Source organism: Pseudoclavibacter sp. 8L (assembly GCF_902506465.1).
Classification (GTDB): domain Bacteria; phylum Actinomycetota; class Actinomycetes; order Actinomycetales; family Microbacteriaceae; genus Pseudoclavibacter.
The window spans coordinates 590,121-612,496 of record NZ_LR733186.1 but is presented as its reverse complement, the minus strand read 5'-3'; the positions used below and the strand labels follow the sequence as shown (position 1 = coordinate 612,496).

Genomic DNA, 22,376 nt, shown 5'->3' with positions numbered 1-22,376 from the left:
CGATAGCTTCAACTCTCCGAGCAGCGGAGTACGCACCCCCCTCGATTTCTGTCGATGTGGTTCAGAGTGTGTGAGAAGTCCCGCTCGCTCGATCTGAACACCGCAGAACGCGGTAGAGGTAAGGACTCACAGCAGATGACTGACACAACACCCACTGCGGAGCAGGAAGCTCCGCTCACCTCCATGAAGGTCGCCGACCTCCAGGCGCTTGCCGCCGGACTCCAGATCCGCGGCGCTCGCAGCCTGCGGAAGGGAGCGCTCATCGAGGCTATCGAGGCCGCACGATCGAGCGCCGAGCCCGCGGCTGTCGCAGCAGAGGCTCCGGCCGAAGCGGTCGAGGAGCAGGCAGCACCCGTCGAGCCCTCCGCCCCCGAGGCTGTAGCACCGACGTTCGCCGTCGACGAGACCCCGGCCGTCACCGCGGACGACCACACCGAGGCGCCGGCGTCCGAGGCCACCGAAGCCACCGAAACCGAGCATTCCTCGTCCCCGAGCGTCCCCGAGCTCTCCCTCGACGACCTCGTCCTCCCGCCCGCACGCGGCGAAGCCTCCGAGCAGGACGACGCACGCGACGAGGACCAGGGCCGCGCCGGTCAGCGCAAGCGCGGACGCGGACGCGGACGCCGTGGTCGCGGAGCCGACAACGAGCAGAGCACGGACAACGCCGAGCCCGCCGCCAAGCAGGAAGAGGCGCCCGCGGAGCAGAGCGGCGACGCGCAGGACGACGAGCAGCAGGGCGGACGCCGCCAGCGCGGACGCTCTCGCGGACGCGGCGGCGAGCAGGCACAGGGCCGCCCAGAGACCCCGCAGGCCCAGGACGCTCCGTCCGACGACGAGACCGACGAGCAGCGTCGCAGCCGCGGCGGACGCTACCGCGACCGCAAGCGCGGACGCGGAGGCGCTGAGGACACCGAGCCGGAGATCGCGGCCGACGACGTCCTCCTGCCCATCGCCGGCATCCTCGACGTCCTCGACAACTACGCCTTCGTCCGCACCAGCGGCTACCTCCCGGGACCCAACGACGTCTACGTGTCGCTCGCGCAGGTCAAGAAGTACCAGCTCCGCAAGGGCGACGCCGTCGTCGGCGCCATCCGCCAGCCGCGCGAGGGCGAGAACCAGCACGGCCGCCAGAAGTTCAACGCGATCGTCCGCTTCGACGCCATCAACGGCCAGTCGCCGGAGGAGCCGCGCCAGCGTCCCGACTTCGACTCGCTGACCGCGCTCTACCCGCAGGAGCGCCTCCGTCTCGAGACGAGCGAAGATCGCGTCGCGACTCGACTCATGGACCTCTTCGCGCCCATCGGCAAGGGCACACGTGGCCTCATCGTCGCCCCGCCCAAGTCAGGCAAGTCGATCGTCCTCGAGCAGGTCGCGGCTGCCGTCGCGAAGAACAGCCCAGACGTGCACCTCATGGTCGTCCTCATCGACGAACGTCCCGAAGAGGTGACGCACATGCAGCGCACCATCCAGGGCGAGGTCGTCGCGGCCACCTTCGACCTCCCGGCCGACGACCAGACGACGGTCGCGGAGCTCGCGATCGAGCGAGCCAAGCGCCTCGTCGAGCTCGGCCACGACGTCGTCGTGCTGCTCGACGGCGTCACCCAGCTGTGCCGCGCCTACAACCTCGCGGCACCCGCATCCGGACGTATCCTGCCCGGCGGCGTCGACGCATCCGCACTCACCCCCGTTCGACGCTTCTTCGGCTCCGCCAAGAACGTCGAGAACGGTGGCTCGCTCACGATCCTCGCCACGGCGATGATCGGCACCGGTTCCAAGACCGAGGACACCATCCTCGAGTCGTTCGCGGGAACCGGGAACATGGAGCTGCGCCTCTCGCGCGACATCGCCGACAAGCGAGTCTTCCCCGCCATCGACATCTCGCACTCGCAGACACTCCGCGAGGAGCAGCTGCTCACGCCGCAGGAAGTCGAAGCGACCTGGAGCATCCGCCGCGGCCTCACGGGAGGCAACGCGCTCCTGTCGCTCGAAGCCGTCCTGGCGCGAGTCGCCAGCACGACCACCAACGCAGAGTTCCTCGCTTCCGTCGCGAAGCAGCCCATCCGCGCAGCCAAGGCGTAGCCGTGGCCAGACACGAGATGGCCGACTCCGTTCGGCAGCTTCGCGCCGAGCACGAAGACCTGCAGGAGCAGCTCGCCGACCCCGAGCTGCACGCCAACCCGGCGCGCGCCAAGAAGGTCAACAGGCGCTACGCGCAGCTCGCGCAGATCCTCGCGGCCGACGCCTCACGGGCAGAGCTCGAGGACGACCTCGAGGCGGCGCGAGAGCTCGCGAAGGAAGACGAGTCGTTCGCGGAAGAGGTTCCCGTACTGGAGGAGAACCTGCGCGTCGCGCAGGAGAAGCTCCGCCGCCTCCTCATCCCGCGTGACCCCGACGATGGACGCGACGTCATCATGGAGATCAAGGGCGGTGAGGGCGGTGAGGAATCGGCGCTCTTCGCCGCAGACCTCCTCCGCATGTACTCGCACTACGCAGAGCAGCGCGGCTGGAAGACCGAGATCATCTCCTCGACGGAGAGCGACCTCGGCGGCTTCAAGGACGTTCAGGTCGCCATCAAGGGCAACGCGAACGACCCGGCACTCGGCGTCTGGGCCAGCCTCAAGTACGAGGGTGGCGTGCACCGCGTCCAGCGGGTGCCCGCGACCGAGTCTCAGGGCCGCATCCACACCTCGACGACGGGCGTGCTCGTCTTCCCCGAGGTCGATGAGCCCGAGGAGATCGAGGTCAGCCCGAACGACCTCAAGATCGACGTCTTCCGTTCCTCTGGCCCTGGTGGCCAGTCGGTGAACACGACGGACTCGGCGGTGCGCATCACGCACATCCCGACCGGAATCGTCGTGTCCATGCAGAACGAGAAGAGCCAGATCCAGAACCGTGCTGCCGGCATGCGAGTGCTGCTCGCGAGGCTGCTCGCGCACCAGCAGGAGCAGATCGCCGCGGCTGAGTCGGAAGCACGCTCGGGTCAGATCCGCACCATGGATCGCTCTGAGCGCATCCGCACGTACAACTTCCCGGAGAACCGCATCGCGGATCACCGGACGGGGTACAAGTCGTACAACCTCGACCACGTAATGAACGGGGCCCTCGGTCCTGTCATCCAGTCGGCCATTGCTGCCGACGAGGAAGCCAGGCTCGCGGCGCTCTCGGGCAACGACGACTAGGCGCAGCACCACCGCAGCGCGAGACGGCGACCAGCAGTTCTGCTGGTCGCCGTCTTTCGGTCTGCATCGCGGAGTCCTCGTCTGTGCTCAGACCTCCGCGGTCCGCTGCACTCCGCGGGGGAAGGGGCGAACAGGGGGCGAAGCTTTAAGATCTTTTAGATCTCGTAGTACCCGACCAGATCCTGTTCGGCGGAGGTCCGCTGGCGGATGCGCGCCGGAACGCCCGTCAGCACGGAGTTGGGCGGTGCGTCTCGCGTGACGACCGCATTCGCACCGACTCGAGAGTCGTCGCCCACCGTGATGTTGCCGAGGAGCTTCGCCCCGGCCCCGATCAGGACGCGGCTGCCGACCGTGGGGTGGCGCTTGACTCGGTGACCCGAGGTGCCGCCGAGCGTGACGCCGTGATAGATGAGGACATCGTCCCCGACGATCGCCGTCTCGCCGATGACGATGCCCATGCCATGGTCGATCACGACTCTGCGGCCGATCCGGGCGCCGGGATGGATCTCGACCCCGGTCGCGAAGCGATTGAACTGTGACAGCGTGCGCGCGAGCAGTTTCGTGCCTGGGCGCATCCAGAGCGTGTGGGCCACGCGGTGCAGCCACAGAGCGTGGAGTCCCGAGTAGTTGACGACGATCTCGAGCTTCGAGCGGGCCGCCGGGTCGTTCCGCCGCGTCGCCGCGATGTCCTCCCTGACCCGACGCCAAACGCCGACACCAAGCGGTGCCGGCGTTCGACGAGGTGTTGCCGTTGCCACTCGCTAGTCGCGCAGGTCGTCGAAGAGCACCGTCGAGAGGTAGCGCTCGCCGGTGTCGCAGATGATGACGACGATGTTCTTCCCGGCGTTCTCTGGACGCCTCCCGATCTCGAGAGCAGCCCAGAGGTTCGCTCCGCTCGAGATGCCGCTGAAGATGCCCTCCGTCGAGGTCAGCGCACGGGAGACGCGGATGCTGTCCTCGAGTGTCGCGTCGAGCACCTCGTCGATGACGTCACGGTCGAGCACGTCGGGAACGAAGTTCGCGCCGAGTCCCTGGATCTTGTGCGGCCCGGCCTTGCCCTCCGTCAGGAGGGGCGAGTCCTTGGGCTCGACGGCCACGATCTTGACGTCGGGCTTGCGCTCCTTGAGCACCTGTCCGACACCGGAGATGGTTCCGCCCGTGCCGACGCCGGCGACGAAGATGTCGACCTCGCCGTCGGTGTCCGCCCAGATCTCCTCCGCAGTCGTCTCGCGGTGGATCTGCACGTTGGCTTCGTTCTCGAACTGGCGGGCGAGAATGGCGCCAGGCGTCTCGTCGACGATCTCCTTGGCGCGGGCCACGGCCCCACGCATGCCCTCTGGGCCCGGCGTGAGCACGAGCTCCGCGCCGAAGGCCTTCAGGAGCTGGCGGCGCTCGATGGACATGGTCTCGGGCATCGCCAGGATGACGCGGTAGCCACGGGAGGCACCGAGCATCGCAAGCGCGATACCCGTGTTCCCCGAGGTGCCCTCGACGATCGTCCCACCGGGCTGCAGCTCGCCACTCTGCTCAGCTGCACGGATGATGCCAAGGCCCAGGCGGTCCTTGACGGAGGAGCCAGGACCGAAGAACTCGAGCTTGGCGAGGATGTTCGCGCCGGTGTCGTTGATGCGGCCGAGCTTGACGAGCGGGGTACGGCCGACGACCTCGGTGATGTCGTTGTAGATCTTTCCAGTCACTTCGTGCCCTTCTGGGATGCTGTGTGAACTTCGTGGGTGTCGCTGGCTGCGTTCGCCCGCGGCAATCGTCCCAATCATCTCCCTCGCAAATGCTGTGGATGACGCCGCGAGTCGATGTGCGGAAGACTCTACCCATGATCTTGTACATGGACGAGCTGCGAAAGCGGGTTCGCGAACAGCTGAAGACGGCCGGTATCGCGGACGAGCGCACGGAGGCGGACGTCCTCCTCGCGGCAGTGCTGCGCGTCTCTCGCGGCGAGGTGCAGATGCGTTCGCTTCTCGGTCGAGCGGTGTCCGAGGCGGACGCTCTGGCCGTGGGGAAGGCGGCGTCGCGTCGTGCACGGCGCGAACCGCTCCAGCATGTCACCGGACGGGCTCCGTTCATCGACATGGAGCTGGCGGTGGGACCCGGGGCGTTTGTCCCGCGCCCTGAGACGGAGTCGCTGGTCATGGCCGCGGTCGAACACCTCGGCGGCGCCGAGTCGACGCCCGCGAAGCTCACTGGCGTTGATGTCGGATCCGGGACCGGGGCCGTCGCTCTGGGCGTGGCTCGCCTCCACGGAGGCATCACCATGACGGCGATCGAGCGCTCCAGTGCCGCCTGGCCCTGGCTGCGGTCCAATGTCGAGAGCTACGGCGAGGGAGCGGTGGCCACGTTCTTCGGGGACGCCGCTCGCGCGTTCGCGGCGCTCCCGTCGGCCTCGCTCGACCTCGTGGTCTCCAACCCTCCCTACGTGCCAGCGGCGAACCGCCCTGAGAGCAGGGAAGTCTGGCATCACGACCCCGAGGCGGCCCTCTACTCAGGCGCGGACGGACTCGACTTCATCCGGAGGCTCGCGACCTGGTCTGCTCGTGCCCTGCGACCAGAGGGTGTCCTCGTCATCGAGCACGAGGACTCCCAGGGTGCGGAGATCCGGGAGATCTTCGCAAATGCGGGCTTCAGCGGCGCAGCCACCGCCAGAGACCTCACCGGCCGTGACCGGATCACATCTGCCGTCCGCTCCGCGTCGAACGGGGATGCCCCCGGCCGCCCGGCTATCATGTGACGAAGAATGGGACAGATCTACGCCACCACAGACTCACTCGACCTCCTGGCAGCGGTCCGTGCGGCACGCACGGCCATCGCGAGCGGCGAGGTCATCGTCATGCCGACCGACACGGTCTACGGCATAGCCGCCGACGCCTTCTCGGCGCAGGCGGTCCAGCGTCTTCTCGACGCCAAGGGGCGCACCAGGGCGACACCGCCGCCAGTGCTGGTCGCGAACCACGAGACGCTCGACGCGCTCGCTGAGAACGTGCATCCACTCGCCCGTCAGCTCTTCGAGCGCTTCGCGCCGGGCCCGCTGACCGTCATCCTGCAGGCCAGAGGGTCGCTGCAGTGGGACCTCGGCGACACGAACGGGACCGTCGCCCTCCGCATCCCCGACAGCAGGCTCGCTCGAGAGCTCCTGAAGGAGACGGGGCCGCTCGCAGTCTCCAGTGCGAACAAGCACGGCGAGCCGGCGGCCACAACAGCAGAAGAGGCGCTTGCAGCGCTCGGGGATGACGTGGGAGTCTTCCTCGACGGCGGCCCCGCCGGGGGAGAAGCATCGACGATCGTGGATGCGACCCCGCTCACGCGGGGCGAGCCAGCGCGCATCGTGCGGCAGGGGGCTCTCTCCCGGGCACTCATCGAGGAGGTGCTCGGCGACAAGCTGGCCCCGGTCGACGCCGTCGAGCCCGCTGGCGACCCGAGCGAGGAGACCGTCGCGCTGAGCTCGCCGGCAGCCGAGCCGGCCGAGGAGACCCCGTCGCGATCAGAGCCGGCAGCGGGGCACGAGTCCTAGCGTGCGGATCTATCTCGCCCTCGTCGTCGGCACAGCGCTCGTCACGCTTGTGCTCGTCTACGTGGTCTGGCGACTCGCCATGCGGTTCGAGTGGTACCCGCCGGTGCGCGAGCGCGACGTCCACACGACCCCGAAGCCGCGCCTCGGCGGTGTCGCGATGTTCATCGGCATGCTGCTCGCCTTGGCGGCGGCATCCCAGATCCCCTTCTTCTCCCTCGTCTTCGAGCAGCCGGGGCGCATCTGGGCGCTCGTCGGCGCCGCATCCCTCATCGTGCTCATCGGGGTCATCGACGACTTCATCGACCTCGACTGGATGACGAAGCTCGCGGGGCAGATCCTCGCAGCCATCCTCCTCGCCTGGCAGGGAGTCGCCATCACGTCACTGCCGATCGGCGGCATCACCGTCGGGTCGCAGTGGATGTCGATCGCGATCACGGTGCTCGCCGTCGTCCTCGTCATGAATGCCGTCAACTTCATCGACGGCCTCGATGGCCTCGTGGCAGGCGTGGCCATCATCGCCAACGGCGTCTTCCTCGTGTACAGCTACGTGCTCAGCGAGTTCGCGGGCCAGACCGGCCGCTTCACGATGGGCGCGCTGCTGTCCGCCATCGTCATCGGCATCTGCCTCGGCTTCCTCGTGCTGAACTGGTACCCCTCCAAGATGTTCATGGGGGACGGGGGCGCGCTCCTCGTCGGACTCCTCATGGCCGCCAGCGCGGTCGCCGTGACCGGCGAGGTCGACCCGCAGACCATCAGCCGGACGGAGCTCTGGCCGGCCTTCCTGCCGATGATCATCCCGTTCGCTGTCCTGATCGTGCCGCTGCTCGACTTCTCTCTCGCCGTGTTCCGGCGGATGAGGGCGGGCAAGTCGCCGTTCACCGCCGACCGGAAGCACCTCCACCACCGGCTGCTCGACATGGGCCACTCCCAGCGCTGGGCGGTCGTCGTGTTCTACTCCTGGACCGCGGTCGTGTCCGTGGGTGCGCTCATGGCCTTCGCCGCCGATCTCATCTCGATCCCCATCGGCATCGTCATCGGCTTCGTCGTCGTCGGCTTCGTCGCCTGCACCCTGGTCACCATGGCACCGCTCAGTCGACGGAAATCCCTCGAGCGTCGGGCGCAGAAGGCGCCGGGGGAGAACGCCCACGACGAGCTTGCCGACGCAAACGCCTCGCTGCTCAAAGCAGCACCCGAATCCGGAATGGACGCATGAACTCCTCCACGACCCCCACCTCCGTGCCGATCTTCAAGAGCATCCTGAAGTGGTCCGTCGTCGTCGCGATCGCCGTCGCCGTGCTCGGCGGCGCCATCGGCTTCCTCGCGGTCGGCATCAACGGACTCTGGAGCGCGCTCTTCGCCGCTGCCATAACGCTCCTCTTCACCGGCATCACCGTCGTCTCCGTGATCCTCGCGTCTCACCTTGATCAGATCTTCTTCATGGCGACGATCCTCGGTGCCTGGATCCTCAAGTTCATCGTCTTCCTCGGCGCGCTCTTCCTGATCAGGGACCTGCCGATCGTGCACCTCTTCACTCTCTGGCTGTGCCTGGTCGTCGCCGTGATCGCGACCGTGGTCGTCGATGTGGTGTGCGTCGTGCGCGGCCGCATGGGGAACGTCAGCGACGTTCGACTGCCCGGCGACGACAAATAGTAGAAAAGTTCTGCCGGGAGGCCCGAAGTGCACTCCTGCCTGGGGATTTCTTGATAGGCTGATCCAGGTGCGCCGAGAAGGGGTCCTTCCCGTGTGTGCACCCGCCCGAACTCATCGAAGCGCAGCAACGACAGCTGCGCCCCGAGACAGGAGAGTGCTCTGTTCGCCTCAGCCCTGAATCTGCCAGTTTTCATCGCTGCCGCGGAGGACAACAGCATCTTCCACCCGCCGTCGCTTGACCACGAGTTCTTCCTCGAGGCGGTGGCGTTCGCCGGCACGCCGTTCGAACTGAACCGCATCATCCTGGTCCGGCTCCTCGCGATCGCCGTCCTGCTGCTGCTCTTCTGGCTTGCTCTGCGCAGCCCGAAGGTCATCCCGGGCAAGGGCCAGTCCCTTGCCGAGATCGCCATCGGCTTCGTGAAGTCGCAGATCGCCGACGGCATCCTGGGTGAGAAGCTCGGCCACAAGTACCTGCCGCTGCTGTCCGCAATGTTCTTCGGAATCTTCGCGATGAACATCACGGGCATCATCCCCGGACTGAACATCGCCGGAACCGCGCTCATCGGCATGCCGCTCGTGCTGGCCGTGGTCTCGTACATCGCCTTCATCTACGCAGGCTTCCGTGAAGCCGGCCCCGGCACGTTCTTCAAGAACGCCCTCTTCCCGAGCGGTGTGCCGTGGCCCATGTACATCCTGCTGACGCCGATCGAGTTCATCAACATCTTCATCGTGCGCCCGGTCTCGCTCGCTCTGCGACTTTTCCTCAACATGATGGTCGGCCACCTGCTGCTTGTCCTCACGTTCAGCGCGACGAACTTCTTCGTCATCACCTACTCGATGCAGGGCCCAGGCGGCCCGCTCGACATGCTGTTCGGCATCCCCACGCTCCTCGGCGGCTTCGTGATGACGCTCGTCGAGATCCTCGCGTCGGTCCTCCAGGCCTTCGTGTTCACGCTCCTCACCGCGGTCTTCATCCAGCAGGCCGCTGCCAAGAGCCACTAAGACCCACCTGACTCACGCGAAGCATCCTGCTTCACCACCCATACGGAAGGAAACCCCTGTGGAAACCACCACGCTCGCCGAGATCTCCGGCAACATCGCTACCGTCGGCTACGGCCTCTCTGCAATCGGCCCCGGCATCGGCATCGGTATCGTCGCCGGCAAGACCGTCGAGGCCATGGCACGTCAGCCCGAGATGGCTGGCCGCCTCCAGGTCACCATGTTCCTCGGTATCGCCTTCACCGAGCTGCTCGCCTTCATCGGCGTCGCAACGTTCTTCATCTTCCAGTAAGCGGGTCCGCACATGAGCACTTTCGCACTGTCGGCGGTTACGTCGACTCTCGCAGCGGAAGAGGGCAACGTCCTCCTTCCCGCTACGTATGACATCGTCTGGTCGGCGGTCGTCTTCGTTGTGCTCGGATTCTTCTTCTGGAAGTTCGCCATCCCGGCGCTCCGCAAGGTACTCGATGAGCGCGAAGCGCAGATCGAGGGCGGCATCCGCAAGGCGGAGATCGCTCAGGCCGAGGCTGCTGCCAAGCGCGACGAGAACGAGAAGCTTCTCGCTGCGGCACGAACCGAAGCTGCGGAGATCCGCGAGCAGGCTCGAGTCGATGCAGATCAGATCAAGGTCCAGAAGAAGGCCGAGACGCAGGCTGAGCTCGACCGCATGACCGCCTCCGCCAAGGCTCAGATCGAGGCGGAGCGCCAGACGGCGATCGTCTCGCTCCGCGCCGAAGTCGGCACGCTTGCACTCGACCTCGCCTCCGGCGTCGTCGGGGAGAGCCTGCGCGAGGACAACCGCTCGACGGCTTACGTCGACCGGTTCCTGAGCGAGCTCGACAACGACCAGAAGGCAGGAACGCACAGCTGATGGGAAGCGCGACCAGACACGCACTGGCAGCCCTCAAGAACAGCGTCGACGGCTGGGGCCAGGCAGAGCTGCAGGATGCTGAGCAGGTGTTCGCCGCGGTCAACGCTGCGGTTGCCAACCAGCACCTCCTCGTTGCACTGTCGAACCCTGCCGCCGACGTCAGCGCCAGGCGCGAGCTCGCGGGGAGAGTCTTCGGCTCTCACCTGAGCCCGCGCGCGCTGCAGCTCCTTCAGGATGCTGTCAGCCAGACCTGGTCCAGCAACCATGAGTTCGCGCTCGGCCTGCAGGAACTCGCAGTCCGTGCGACGGCACAGACCGCAGGGGAGCAGTCGGCTATTGCCGCCGAGCTCACCACGGTTGCCGACACGATCAGCGCCAACCCCGAGCTAGAGCTCACCCTCGGGTCTCGTCTCGGCGACTCGGCCGTGAAGTCGAAGCTCATCGAGCGTCTCTTCGCGGGCAAGATCAGCGCGCCTAGCCTGCTGATCCTCCGAGAGCTCGTGGGAAACCCGCTCGGTCGACGCACCCGCCGCCTCCTCACCTGGGCAGGCGGAGTGGTTGCCGATCAGGCAGGTCGCTCCGTCGCAACGGTGACCGTCGCAAGTCCGCTCGCCCCCGAGCAGCTCGCGAAGCTCGAGGCCGGTCTGACACGTCGATTCAACCGACGAGTCTCCGTCACGACGATCATCGACCCGAAGATCATCGGCGGTCTGCGCGTGCAGCTTGGCGATGACGTTATCGACGACAGCGTCGCCGCTCGACTCAACAACCTCCGCCTGCAGCTCGCCTGAGCCTCACGCACTGAAACTCTCGGGGCGAGGCCCCGGACGACAAGGGAAGAACATGTCAGAACTCACAATCAATCCGGATGAGATCCGCGACGCTCTCCAGCAGTTCGCTTCCTCATACCGTCCGGAAGGCGCCACGGCGACCGAGGTCGGCACCGTGGTTGACGCCTCGGACGGCATCGCGCACGTCGAGGGTCTTCCTGGCGTCATGGCCAACGAGCTCATCACCTTCGCCGATGGAACGCTCGGTCTTGCACAGAACCTCGACGAGAGCAGCATCGGCGTCATCGTCCTCGGCGAGTTCCAGGGCATCGTCGAAGGCATGGAAGTCCGCCGCACCGGTGAAGTCCTCTCCGTGCCCGTCGGCGAGGGCTACCTCGGCCGTGTCGTCGACCCACTCGGCAACGCCATCGACGGACTCGGCGAGATCGCCACGTCCGGTCGTCGCGCACTGGAGCTCCAGGCACCTGGCGTCATGGACCGCAAGTCGGTTCACGAGCCGCTCGAGACCGGCATCAAGGCCATCGACGCGATGATCCCCGTTGGCCGTGGCCAGCGTCAGCTCATCATCGGCGACCGCCAGACCGGCAAGACGGCGATCGCGATCGACGCGATCATCAACCAGAAGGCCAACTGGGAGTCCGGAGACGTCAACAAGCAGGTTCGCTGCATCTACGTCGCCGTCGGCCAGAAGGGCTCGACCATCGCCTCCGTCAAGGGTGCGCTGGAAGACGCCGGTGCGATGGAGTACACGACGATCGTCGCGTCCCCCGCCTCTGACCCTGCCGGCTTCAAGTACCTCGCCCCGTACACGGGCTCGGCCATCGGCCAGCACTGGATGTACGAGGGCAAGCACGTCCTGATCGTCTTCGACGACCTGTCCAAGCAGGCTGAGGCCTACCGCGCCGTGTCGCTCCTCCTGCGCCGCCCGCCGGGACGCGAGGCCTACCCAGGTGACGTGTTCTACCTGCACTCCCGCCTCCTCGAGCGTTGCGCCAAGCTCTCCGATGCGATGGGTGCCGGCTCCATGACCGGACTTCCGATCATCGAGACCAAGGCGAACGACGTCTCGGCGTACATCCCGACCAACGTGATCTCGATCACGGACGGCCAGATCTTCCTGCAGTCCGACCTCTTCAACGCCAACCAGCGTCCAGCGGTCGACGTCGGAATCTCGGTTTCGCGAGTCGGTGGCGACGCCCAGCAGAAGCACATCAAGAAGGTCTCGGGAACGCTCAAGCTCGAGCTCGCGCAGTACCGCTCGCAGCAGGCCTTCGCGATGTTCGCGTCGGACCTCGACGCGACGACGCGCCGTCAGCTCGAACGTGGAGCGCGCCTCACGGAGCTCCTCAAGCAGCCGCAGTACTCGCCGTACCCCGTCGAGCAGCAGGTCGTCGCGATCTGGGCTGGAACGAACGGCAAGCTCGATCTCGTGCCGGTCGACGAGATCCTGCGCTTCGAGAACGAGCTCCTCGAGTACCTCGAGCGCAACACCGACGTCCTCAGCCGCCTCCGCGACAGCGGAAAGCTCGAAGACGACACGCTGAAGGCCATGGCCGAAGGCGTCGACGGCTTCTCGAAGACGTACCTCAAGAACGACGGAACTCCGCTCGTCGCTAGCGCCGAACAGGTCGCCGCTGACGAGATCGAGCAGGAGAAGATCGTCAAGAAGCGCCGCTAGGCGCCCTCGACGACTTCGACGACGAGCACAGGAGAAGCATGGGAGCACAACTTCGGGTCTACCGGCAGAAGATCAAGTCTGCCCAGACGATGAAGAAGGTCACCCGCGCCATGGAGCTGATCGCCACTTCGCGCATCACCAAGGCGCGGAAACGCATGGCCGAGTCGAACCCGTACGCGCAGGCGATCACCGAGGCAGTCTCGGCAGTCGCCAGCTACACGGACATCGATCACATCCTCGTCACCGAGCGCGAAGAGGTCCGCCGCGTCGCGGTTGTCGTCTTCACGAGCGACCGAGGCCTCAACGGAGCCTTCTCCTCGAGCGTTCTGCGCGAGGCCGAGGGCCTCACGAACACGCTCGAGGCTGAGGGCAAGGAAGTTGTCCACTACCTCGTCGGGCGCAAGGCGGTCGGCTACTTCGCGTTCCGCAAGCGTGCCAGCGAGAAGCAGTGGACGGGTGCCACCGACCTTCCGGTCTTCCAGACCGCGAAGGAACTGGGCGAAGCCCTCGTCGATCGGTTCACGATTCCGTTCGAAGAGGGTGGCGTGGAGGAGATCCACTACGTCTACAACCGGTTCCAGTCGATGGTCACGCAGACGCCGACCGTCGTCCGGCTCCTGCCGCTCGAGGTCGTCGACAGCGAAGACGTCGCCGAAGCCGACGAGGCCCCGCTGCTCCCGCTGTACGAGTTCGAGCCGGATGCGGAGACCGTGCTTCACGCACTGCTTCCGGACTACATCCAGGCGCGCCTCTTCAACGCCATGCTGCACTCCGCCGCATCCGAGCACGCTGCCCGCCAGCGCGCCATGAGCGCGGCTTCCGACAACGCAGACACCCTGGTGCGCGACTACACCAGGCTCGCGAACAACGCGCGCCAGGCAGAGATCACGCAGCAGATTTCCGAGATCGTGGGCGGCGCGGACGCGCTCGCAACCGCATAACCGCGCGAACACGCAAGAAAAGGACAAGACATGACGACGCACATCGTCTCCGACAGGGAAGACACGACGGCTCCGGCCGGTGTCGGCCGGATCGCCCGTGTCACGGGTCCCGTTGTCGACATCGAGTTCCCGCATGACGCCATCCCCGGCATCTACCACGCCCTCGAGACCGAGGTGAGCCTTGGCGACCAGTCGCTCAAGCTCACGCTCGAGGTTGCACAGCACCTGGGCGACGACCTCGTCCGCGCCATCGCGCTCAAGCCCACCGACGGACTCGTCCGCGGCCAGGAAGTTCGCGACACCGGAGCTCCGATCTCGGTGCCCGTCGGCGACGTCACCAAGGGCAAGGTCTTCAGCGTCACCGGTGAAGTGCTCAACGAGACGATGCTCTCCGAGCCCTACGAGATCACCGAGCGCTGGCCCATCCACCGCGAGCCCCCGGCCTTCGACCAGCTCGAGTCCAAGACCGAGCTCTTCGAGACCGGCATCAAGAGCATCGACCTCCTCACCCCGTACGTCCAGGGTGGAAAGATCGGTCTCTTCGGTGGAGCCGGCGTCGGCAAGACCGTCCTCATCCAGGAGATGATCCAGCGAGTCGCGCAGGACCACGGCGGCGTCTCGGTCTTCGCCGGTGTCGGCGAGCGCACCCGTGAGGGCAACGACCTCATCTACGAGATGGAAGAAGCAGGCGTCTTCGACAAGACCGCGCTTGTGTTCGGCCAGATGGACGAGCCGCCGGGAACGCGACTCCGCGTCGCCCTCTCGGCCCTCACCATGGCTGAGTACTTCCGTGACGTGCAGAAGCAGGACGTGCTCCTCTTCATCGACAACATCTTCCGCTTCACGCAGGCGGGTTCCGAGGTCTCGACGCTGCTCGGCCGTATGCCGTCCGCCGTCGGCTACCAGCCGAACCTCGCCGACGAGATGGGTGTGCTCCAGGAGCGCATCACGTCGACGCGTGGCCACTCGATCACGTCGCTGCAGGCTATCTACGTGCCCGCCGACGACTACACCGACCCGGCCCCCGCGACGACGTTCGCCCACCTCGACGCGACGACGGAGCTCTCGCGAGAGATCGCGTCGAAGGGCCTCTACCCGGCCATCGACCCGCTCACCTCGACGAGCCGCATCCTCGACCCGCGCTACCTGGGCGCCGACCACTACCGGGTCGCGACCGAGGTCAAGCAGATCCTCCAGAAGAACAAGGAACTGCAGGAGATCATCGCGATCCTCGGTGTCGACGAGCTCTCCGAGGAAGACAAGATCACCGTCTCCCGCGCACGCCGCATCCAGCAGTTCCTCTCGCAGAACACCTACATGGCGAAGAAGTTCACCGGTGTCGAGGGCTCCACGGTTCCCCTCAAGGAGACCATCGAGTCGTTCGACGCCATCGCCAAGGGTGACTTCGACCACGTCGCCGAGCAGGCCTTCTTCAACGTCGGTGGAATCAACGACGTCGAAGAGAAGTGGGCGCAGATGCAGAAGGACAACGCATAGTCATGGCAGGCAAAGGCGAACTGACCGTCAAGGTCGTCGAAGCAACCAAGCTCGTCTGGGAAGGCGGCGCGACCATGGTCGTCGCTCGCACCTCCGAAGGCGAGATCGGAATCCTCTCCGGCCACGAGCCCATGCTCGCGTCCCTGGGGTCCGGCCAGGTTCGCATCACGACCACCGACGGATCGAAGATCGTCGCCAACGCTGAGGGCGGGTTCCTCTCGGTGAACAGCGACGTCGTCACGGTCGTCGCCGGCGAGGCTGAACTCGTCTCCGGGGAGTGACCGAACGTCTCCTGCTGCTGTTGCCGCCGTCCGAAACCAAACGGGACGGCGGCAACGCTGCGTTCAGCGACGATCTGGTGCAGACACCGGAAGCAGGCGGACTCAGCTGGGCGGAGAACTTCTCGGATGTGCGCGAAGCCGCCGCCAGCGAGCTGCAGCGGCTCTCCCACGACGCCGACGCCGCCCGCAAGGTATTGAAGATCTCGGAGAAGCAGGCCGAGCAGGAACTGGAACGCAACAGGAACCTGCGCTCCAGCCCTCGGATGGCGGCGCTTCTGCGCTACACGGGTGTTCTCTATGACGCCCTCGACGCGTCCTCGCTGAGCGACCATCAGCTCGGCTGGGCCGCGCACCACGTCGCCGTTCACTCGGCCCTCTTCGGGCTCGTCGGCGGGGGAGAAGGCATCCCCGCCTATCGTCTCTCCGCTGGGTCGCGCCTCGGAGGTGTCGCCCCAGCGAATCGCTGGGCCCAGGCGACAGCTCGGGCGCTCGCCGAGCACGAGGGGCTCGTGATCGATCTGCGTTCGAAGGCCTACTCCGCGCTCGGTCCGGTGGAGTCTGCCGAGCGACACGTCACCATCGACGTCGTCTCCCGGACGCCGGACGGCGAGGTGCGATCGCTGAACCACTTCAACAAACGCGGCAAGGGCCTCTTCACTCGCGGTCTCATCGTGCTCGCCGCAGAGCAGGCGAAACGCGCCGACGCGATTCGCGATGCCCACGAGCTCGCTGACTTCTGTCGTGATGCCGGCTGGGATCTTGAGCCTACGGAGCCCGGATGCGCCCGCCTGATCGTGCCCGAGGGCCTCTGACGGCGACACGCCTCGCCCGCCCAGGTGAGCAGATACGAGCCCCGGGGAGGTCTCCCCATCGACAAGGGGCTCGAAACGCCGCTACTTTGTACCAAGTCTGCCTACGCTGACTCGCGTGCACATCGAGCACGCGACGCAGACGTCGACTGAATATCAGAAAGTGACTCCTCAATGGAAATCTTCTCCTACGGCGATCAGACCGCAGCAGGAATCGGCGCGCTAGGAATCCTGCTCTACTTCGTCATTCTCCTCGGCGCCTACGCCCTCTCCTCGTGGCTGATGTCGAAGGTGTTCACCAAGATGGGCATCGACGCTTGGAAGGCCTGGGTCCCCGTCTACAACCAGTGGACCTTCGTCGAAGCAGCGGGCTTCCCCGGATGGTGGGTGCTCGTCGGTTTCATTCCCGGTGTGAACATCGCCCTGGTCGTGCTGCTCGCTATCGCGGCGTACCGAATCGGACAAGGCTTCGGCAAGGGCGGCGCGTGGGTCGTCCTCTACATCTTCCTGCCCATCGTCTGGTTCGCCATCGTCGGGTTCGACAGCTCCCGCTGGAACCCAGCGCTCATGAACCTGGGCTCGCAGGCCTACGGCCAGCCTCAGGGTGCCGTCGGATACCCGCAGCAGGGCGCTCCCGTCCAGCAGCCCTACGGCCAGGCTCCTGCTCAGCAGGGATACGGCCAGGCTCCGTCGCAGCAGCCGTATGGTCAGGCTCCGAACCAGCAGGGGTACGGTCAGCCGCCTGCGCAGCAGCCGTATGGTCAGGCTCCGAACCAGCAGGGGTACGGTCAGCCGCCTGCGCAGCAGCCATATGGTCAGGCCCCGACGCAGCAGCCGCCCCTCGGGCAGAACCCGGGAAACCAGCAGCCGTACGGACAGCAGAACCCGCCCCAGCACTGATAAGCGGGCAGTCGTCTGAGAGAGCACGCCACGTGGATTCGTTTCCACGTGGCGTGCTCTTCTCACTCCGGTGTACCTGTGCCTCGACTCGTGTCGTTCTCCACAGCCTGATGTCTCGGAGATCTCGGCAGGCCGGCGTCCATCTAGCTTCTGCCTATGGAACGGATTCGACTCAGCACGCCCAAGCAGATCCTCGACGCGGTCCCCAAGCTCCTGGGGTACTCGCCTGTCGGCTCGCTCGTAGCCATCCCGCTCAGCGGCCGACGAGGGGGTGTGGTTCTGCGATTCGACCTGCCCAGTCCGTCGGAGGCGCACGCAGTCGACACAGGAGCATACGCAGGCGCCGTGATCGGTCACCTGGCATATCTCAGCAACATCGAGCGCGTGGTCTTCGTGCTCAGCCCGAACCTCCCGTTCGGCAGCGGCCCGACGCCGCCGCACTCGGAGCTGGCGGAGGCGCTTGTCGAGTTCGGTGACCGAGCGGGCATCGAGGTTGTGCTCTGCCTCTGCAGAGCGTCGGACGCTTGGGGCGTGTACGGCTGTGATGATCCCGATTGCTGCGATGTCGGGCCGAGGGCGCTCGGCGCTCAGGATGCGTGGCGTGAGGCGGCAGAACCGGCGATCCACGCCGAGATCGAAGCAGCCCCCGCCGGACGGAGGAGGGCGTTCGCGGAGGCCGACGAACAGCACGCCCAGGTGCACGAGGGCGAGGAGGATTTCTCCGGGATGCGCCAGGGGTGGCTCGCAGCCCTCGCGCCTGAGGGCGGCGGCTCCGGACTGAGCGACGCTGAGCTCGCAGGGCTGCTCTGCATGCTGCGCGGGCGTCGAACGTCAGAGCTCCTCCTGATAACGGTCGCCTTCGGTGATCGAGACGACCTCCTGTCGCTGGCGCCGATCTGGGCGAGTCTGCTGCCGGGGGAGAGCGCCGGGCCACAGCTGCCGACGTTCTCGCGAGAGCGAGTTCGCACGACTGTCGCCTGCCTCCGCGAGCTTGGCGCACTCGTGGACCTCGACGAGGAACCCGGTCTGCTCGCCGGGATCGCCTGGCTCGAATGGGCTTCGGGCCGTGCCAGCGCCGGGGCGGCGTTCGCTCAGCGTGCTCTTGCTCGACGCCCGGATGACCGGGTGGCCGCGAGTGTCGCCTGGCTTGTCGAGCGCTGCGTGCTGCCGCCGTGGCTCTCGGATGTCCATGAGTGGCTCACCGAGACCGAGACCGAGACCGAGACAGAGACCGAGACCGAGACCGAGAGCGAGAGCGGGTCTGCGGTCTGGCGTGAGTGCTAGCGAACCGGTCGGGTCGGCGTCCCCCGACGGATTCGCAGCAGCTGACGGATCAGCACCGGCGGACGGAGTCGTCCACCTGCCTGCCAGCGTCGCCGGTGAACGCACAGTCATCTTTCCCACACTCATGGCCGTCGCACCCGTCGTCGTCGCGCTTGTCCTCTGGGCGGTGCTGTCCTCGCCCGTGATGCTGGCCTTCGCGGTGCTGGGACCGGTGATGGCGGTGGCCAGCTACGCAGAGTCGAGACGTCAGTCGCGCGCAGAGCACCGGCGAGCCGAGGCGGTCTTCGAGAGTGAACTCGATGCTTGCGTGCGCGGCGCACGGGCGCTCGCTCACCACGACCTCCGAGAACTCCATCGTTCCGCGCCTGGAGCTCGGGCGCTCATCTCGGGTTGCTCCGATGCCCGGGAGTCGCAGTTGATCCTGGGCTTCGGGCGCGTGCGCACCCGGTTCAAGATCCAGGGAGAGCTCCGCGAGCTGCCCGACGACGCGCAGGCGCGCCTCGAGCCCTTCCTCGTCCTCGATGATGCTCCTGTCGTGGCCGACAGCGAGAGGGTCAGACTCACCGGCAACCGGCACCTGATTCTGGCGGCCAGTCGCGCGCTGCTGATCCAGCGTGCCGCATCGGTCGGGCGCGTCGCGATCGGGAGCAGCGCGGTGGGGGAGGCATTGAACGGCGAAATCCGAGGGCACCGAGGAGACTGGCGCCCTGTCCTCACGGCGGATCATGGCCCGGGGATGCTCCTCGACTTCGGCGTCGACTTCGACCCCCGAGCCGATGGACTTGGCCCCTCGCAGCGTCAGCACACACCGCCCCGTGAGCTCCACATCCGGATGCTGAGCCCGGCGCAGGCGACCGTGGAGCTTGCTGATGGGCAGCGTCTGACGGTGCGACCGGAGCTGGTCACCGTCGAGGAGCTGCGCGCCTTCGCTCAGCTCAGAGCGCGGGCCGAGTCCGGTCAGCTGCTCGCGGGCCGTGACGGTGACGCCTCTGCAGCGTCGACGCTTCGCCTTCGGAGGCTGCCCCATCACGCATCGCTCGCAGCTCAGATAGGCACCCAGAACGGTGTGGCGTTCGAGGTCGACCTCGTCGCTGACGGACCCCATGCCGTTGTCGGCGGGACGACCGGATCCGGCAAGAGCGAGCTGCTTGTCACCTGGGTCCTCGCGATGACGGCCACGAGGTCCACTCGTGACGTGCAGGTGCTCTGCTTCGACTTCAAGGGCGGTGCGACCTTCGACCAGATCGCCGCCCTCCCGCACTGCGTTGGCGTGGTCACGGATCTGGACGACCACGAGGCGCGGAGGGCGGCGGCGAGCCTCAGCGCCGAGATCCGCTTCCGTGAGCGGGCACTCCGTGCTGCCGGTGCGAAGCAGGTGGCCGAGGCGCCGAGCCTTGCCAGGCTCGTCGTCGTCGTCGACGAGTACCAGGCACTCGTCGACTCGGATGCCGAGCTCCAAGCGGTGTTCTCCGACATCTCCGCGCGAGGGAGGAGTCTCGGTGTCCATCTCATCCTCTGTGCCCAGCAGCCAGCATCCGCGGTCAGGGGAGCGACGCTCGCGAACTGCAGCATCCGCATCAGCCTGCGCGTCATCGCAGCGGCAGACAGCACGGCCGTCATCGGCAGCGGGGCCGCGGCCAACCTGCCCGTGTCGACGCCTGGACTCGCGATCGTCGTGGCGGGAGAGGGGGCAGCGCAGGTGCAGGTGCAGCGATCCTCATCTGACACGATCGCGGCGTGTATCCGAGCCGGCGCAGAGCGCGAGGCTCATCTCGGCGGGACGCCCCCGCAGCCTCCCTGGCTTCCCGCGCTGCCGGCGGAGATCGCTGCCAGGGCCCTCCGAGAACCGAGTGCCCTCGATGAGCCCAGTACCTTCGAGGAGTCCGGCCGACGAGGCCTCGCCTTCGGTATCGCGGACGACACGGAGCTCCGACGTCAGCCGACCGCCGTCTTCACTCCGCGGCTCGGGGCGATGCTGGTCATCGGCGGGCCGCGCACGGGCAAGACCGGGTGCCTCGCGATGCTCGCCGAGACAGCACGGACCGTGCAGGGAGCCGAATCGCCGGCTGTCGTCGTGCTCAGCGATGATCTGGAGACGGCCTGGGATCAGCTCCGGAGCCCCGAGCTCACGTCTCGCCCTGGACTGCTCCTCGTCGATGATGTCGACTTGTTCCTGTCGCAGGTCGACGAACCGTATCGCTCCGCCTTCGCCGAGCGACTGACGCTGCTCGTTCGCCGCTCCGCAACCGGATTCCCCGCCGTCGTGTTCACCACGAGCAGAGCAGGCGGCCACGCTTCGGTGCTGGTGGGTGCCGCAGCTCAGACGCTGCGTCTGGTCGGCGGCGATCGCGCCGCCTACGTCATGGCAGGCGGCGAGCCCTCAGATCACCGCAGCCACGCCGGACCGGGGCGAGCGACCTGGCACGGTCTTCCTTGCCAGGTCGCGCGTGCGACACGACCCCTCCGAGCACCTCGAGCACGCTCCGATGACCCTGGAGATCCGCGAGACGCCCTCGCACAGACCGGCGCTGAGAACCTGCTGGTTGCTGCGCGTCGTATCGAGCCCCTTCGCCGCATCCTCGAGGCGCGGGGCTTTGCCTGCACGACTCTCGGCGCCTGGCTCGCCGATCGCGCAGCTGACGCCGGTCCGGCGCAGGCGCCGGACACGGATGCCGCGCCGAGGCGCGCTGTCCTCGGCGTCGTCGAAGACTGGCAGGCGCAGTTCGGACTGCTGTCTCGACTGGCCGCGGAGCATCCGGTCCTGCTCTCAGGTCTGAGCACGGGGGAGCACCGGACGCTGCTCCGGGGTGATCCGCTGCCGCCACCGGTCCTCGATGCCCGGCGGGGCGCTGTTCTCCGAAGTCTCACCGGTGAGACGACCCGGGTCGGCTGGACTGACGAAGAGGCGCGCCTGGACGGGCCCAGCGCCCTTCGAGCTAGAGACTTGTCGGCACCGCCGACCCCACCATGATCTCGCCGACGAGCACGCCCCCACCCAGAACCTCGAGCCCGAGGCGCGGCAGCAGCTGCTGCACGCGGCTCACATCGGCCGCTCCAGCTGCGACGAGCAGCTGCAGGCCGACGAGGGTACTGGCACGGTTGGAGCCGTCGAGCATCTTCATGGCCACTGCCGTGCCGTCGGGAGCGGCCATGACGAGCACGCCCTCGGCACCGGACTTCGCCAGGACACCCAGTTCCGAGATGACGATCGAGTTCGGTCGTCCGTGGCCCTCGATGAGCCAGCCGTTCGCGAGGACCGAACGCCAGACGGACGCAGCGGCCTTGAACAGCGGGAACGGAGAGGCTGCGCTCGATGTCGCGAGGCGGCTCGCGGCGGACGCCAACCCGACGAGGCTCACGGCGAAGACGGGGGCGCCGCATCCGTCGATCCCCACCGCGCTCGGGCGTTCCCTGGTCATCCGCTCGATCGTGTCCTTGATGGCGAGCTGCAGGGGATGCTCGGCGGCGAGGTACCCCTCAACCGGCCAGCCCTGCGCCACGCAGGCAGCCAGCATGGCGGCGTGCTTGCCGCTGCACTCCATGTACACGGCCGCAGAGGCCTCGCCGGCTCGAACGAGTGCGTCCCTCGAGGCGCGGTCTCTTGGCCAGGAAGCCGGACAGGCGAGCGCACGGTCGTCGAGACCCGAGGCATGCAGCATCTCGCGCACGTGCGCGACATGAGCCGGGGAGCCCGAGTGGCTCCCGCATGCGATCGCCGTCTGCTCATCCGTCAGCTGCGCGCCGAGCGCGAGGGCAGTCTGCGCCTGGAACAGCTTGAGGGTCGATCGGGGGAACACAGGCTGGTGCCCGTCGCCGAGCTCGGCCCGCAGGGTGGCGTCCGCATTCGTGACCACCGCGGCTCCGATGTGCCTGGATTCCACGAAGCCTGATCGAGTGACGATGGCGAGTTCGACGGCGGCTTCAGCCGGCAGGGTTGATGCTTGGCTCATGATCGGGCAAGCCTACGGGGTGC

At 67.0% G+C, this 22,376-nt stretch carries 21 protein-coding genes; 18 read left to right on the top strand and 3 right to left on the bottom strand.

Going from position 1 to position 22,376, the window contains the following annotated elements; genetic code table 11:
- The first annotated feature begins 135 nt into the window (after positions 1-135).
- Together rho and prfA are read left to right on the top strand one after the other, a co-directional pair.
- Entirely contained in the window at positions 136-2,079 is a 1,944-nt protein-coding gene (gene rho, locus GV007_RS09725) for a transcription termination factor Rho (RefSeq protein WP_160072197.1), read from the top strand.
- Between the two features lie 17 nt (positions 2,080-2,096).
- Positions 2,097-3,179 carry a peptide chain release factor 1 gene (gene prfA / locus GV007_RS09720; protein ID WP_104241501.1) on the top strand — a complete coding sequence of 361 codons (1,083 nt, stop codon included), beginning with the start codon at positions 2,097-2,099 and terminating at the stop codon, positions 3,177-3,179.
- Between the two features lie 155 nt (positions 3,180-3,334).
- Here prfA and cysE read toward each other — a convergent pair whose 3' ends face one another.
- Both cysE and cysK read right to left on the bottom strand, forming a co-directional pair.
- Positions 3,335-3,937, bottom strand: coding sequence for a serine O-acetyltransferase (gene cysE, locus GV007_RS09715; protein ID WP_160072195.1), 603 nt, complete (start codon positions 3,935-3,937; stop codon positions 3,335-3,337).
- A 3-nt stretch (positions 3,938-3,940) separates the two neighbouring features.
- Positions 3,941-4,876, bottom strand: coding sequence for a cysteine synthase A (gene cysK / locus GV007_RS09710; RefSeq protein ID WP_236558446.1), 936 nt, complete (start codon positions 4,874-4,876; stop codon positions 3,941-3,943).
- A 134-nt stretch (positions 4,877-5,010) separates the two neighbouring features.
- On the opposite strand from cysK, the gene prmC reads away from it, so the two are divergent.
- From prmC to GV007_RS09630, 16 genes are all read left to right on the top strand, one after another.
- Complete coding sequence (gene prmC / locus GV007_RS09705; protein ID WP_160072191.1) at positions 5,011-5,922, top strand: peptide chain release factor N(5)-glutamine methyltransferase; 912 nt, start codon at positions 5,011-5,013, stop codon at positions 5,920-5,922.
- Between the two features lie 6 nt (positions 5,923-5,928).
- Positions 5,929-6,702: an L-threonylcarbamoyladenylate synthase gene (locus GV007_RS09700; protein ID WP_160072189.1), complete on the top strand. Its 774-nt coding sequence runs from the start codon at positions 5,929-5,931 to the stop codon at positions 6,700-6,702.
- A 1-nt stretch (position 6,703) separates the two neighbouring features.
- Positions 6,704-7,915: an MraY family glycosyltransferase gene (locus GV007_RS09695; protein ID WP_160072187.1), complete on the top strand. Its 1,212-nt coding sequence runs from the start codon at positions 6,704-6,706 to the stop codon at positions 7,913-7,915.
- Positions 7,912-8,352: a hypothetical protein gene (locus GV007_RS09690; protein WP_104241495.1), complete on the top strand. Its 441-nt coding sequence runs from the start codon at positions 7,912-7,914 to the stop codon at positions 8,350-8,352. Before GV007_RS09695 ends, GV007_RS09690 begins: the two co-directional genes overlap by 4 nt.
- A gap of 174 nt (positions 8,353-8,526) precedes the next feature.
- Positions 8,527-9,354, top strand: coding sequence for a F0F1 ATP synthase subunit A (gene atpB, locus GV007_RS09685; RefSeq protein WP_104330912.1), 828 nt, complete (start codon positions 8,527-8,529; stop codon positions 9,352-9,354).
- Between the two features lie 58 nt (positions 9,355-9,412).
- On the top strand, positions 9,413-9,643 hold the full coding sequence (gene atpE / locus GV007_RS09680) for an ATP synthase F0 subunit C (RefSeq protein WP_104241494.1): 231 nt from the start codon (positions 9,413-9,415) through the stop codon (positions 9,641-9,643).
- A gap of 12 nt (positions 9,644-9,655) precedes the next feature.
- Complete coding sequence (locus GV007_RS09675) at positions 9,656-10,222, top strand: F0F1 ATP synthase subunit B (RefSeq protein ID WP_104241493.1); 567 nt, start codon at positions 9,656-9,658, stop codon at positions 10,220-10,222.
- Positions 10,222-11,013 carry a F0F1 ATP synthase subunit delta gene (locus GV007_RS09670; protein WP_160072185.1) on the top strand — a complete coding sequence of 264 codons (792 nt, stop codon included), beginning with the start codon at positions 10,222-10,224 and terminating at the stop codon, positions 11,011-11,013. Before GV007_RS09675 ends, GV007_RS09670 begins: the two co-directional genes overlap by 1 nt.
- A gap of 52 nt (positions 11,014-11,065) precedes the next feature.
- Positions 11,066-12,691 (top strand): F0F1 ATP synthase subunit alpha, encoded by a 1,626-nt coding sequence (atpA, locus tag GV007_RS09665; protein ID WP_160072183.1) that lies wholly within the window; start codon positions 11,066-11,068, stop codon positions 12,689-12,691.
- Between the two features lie 38 nt (positions 12,692-12,729).
- Positions 12,730-13,632 (top strand): F0F1 ATP synthase subunit gamma, encoded by a 903-nt coding sequence (locus tag GV007_RS09660; protein WP_160072181.1) that lies wholly within the window; start codon positions 12,730-12,732, stop codon positions 13,630-13,632.
- Between the two features lie 30 nt (positions 13,633-13,662).
- Complete coding sequence (gene atpD / locus GV007_RS09655) at positions 13,663-15,129, top strand: F0F1 ATP synthase subunit beta (RefSeq protein WP_104241489.1); 1,467 nt, start codon at positions 13,663-13,665, stop codon at positions 15,127-15,129.
- A gap of 2 nt (positions 15,130-15,131) precedes the next feature.
- Positions 15,132-15,410, top strand: a complete 279-nt coding sequence (locus tag GV007_RS09650) for a F0F1 ATP synthase subunit epsilon (RefSeq protein WP_104241488.1) — start codon at positions 15,132-15,134, stop codon at positions 15,408-15,410.
- A complete protein-coding gene (locus GV007_RS09645; RefSeq protein ID WP_160072179.1) occupies positions 15,407-16,222 on the top strand; it encodes a YaaA family protein in 816 nt (271 codons plus the stop codon). Before GV007_RS09650 ends, GV007_RS09645 begins: the two co-directional genes overlap by 4 nt.
- A 171-nt stretch (positions 16,223-16,393) precedes the next feature.
- Positions 16,394-17,119 carry a DUF5684 domain-containing protein gene (locus GV007_RS19040; RefSeq protein WP_201297651.1) on the top strand — a complete coding sequence of 242 codons (726 nt, stop codon included), beginning with the start codon at positions 16,394-16,396 and terminating at the stop codon, positions 17,117-17,119.
- Positions 17,120-17,275: 156 nt separating this feature from the next.
- Positions 17,276-18,403 carry a DUF4192 family protein gene (locus tag GV007_RS09635; protein WP_160072177.1) on the top strand — a complete coding sequence of 376 codons (1,128 nt, stop codon included), beginning with the start codon at positions 17,276-17,278 and terminating at the stop codon, positions 18,401-18,403.
- Positions 18,404-18,527: 124 nt separating this feature from the next.
- Positions 18,528-21,374, top strand: coding sequence for an FtsK/SpoIIIE domain-containing protein (locus GV007_RS09630; RefSeq protein ID WP_160072175.1), 2,847 nt, complete (start codon positions 18,528-18,530; stop codon positions 21,372-21,374).
- Here GV007_RS09630 and GV007_RS09625 read toward each other — a convergent pair.
- Entirely contained in the window at positions 21,340-22,353 is a 1,014-nt protein-coding gene (locus GV007_RS09625) for an asparaginase (protein ID WP_160072173.1), read from the bottom strand. The genes GV007_RS09630 and GV007_RS09625 overlap by 35 nt on opposite strands.
- Between the last annotated feature and the right edge of the window lie 23 nt (positions 22,354-22,376).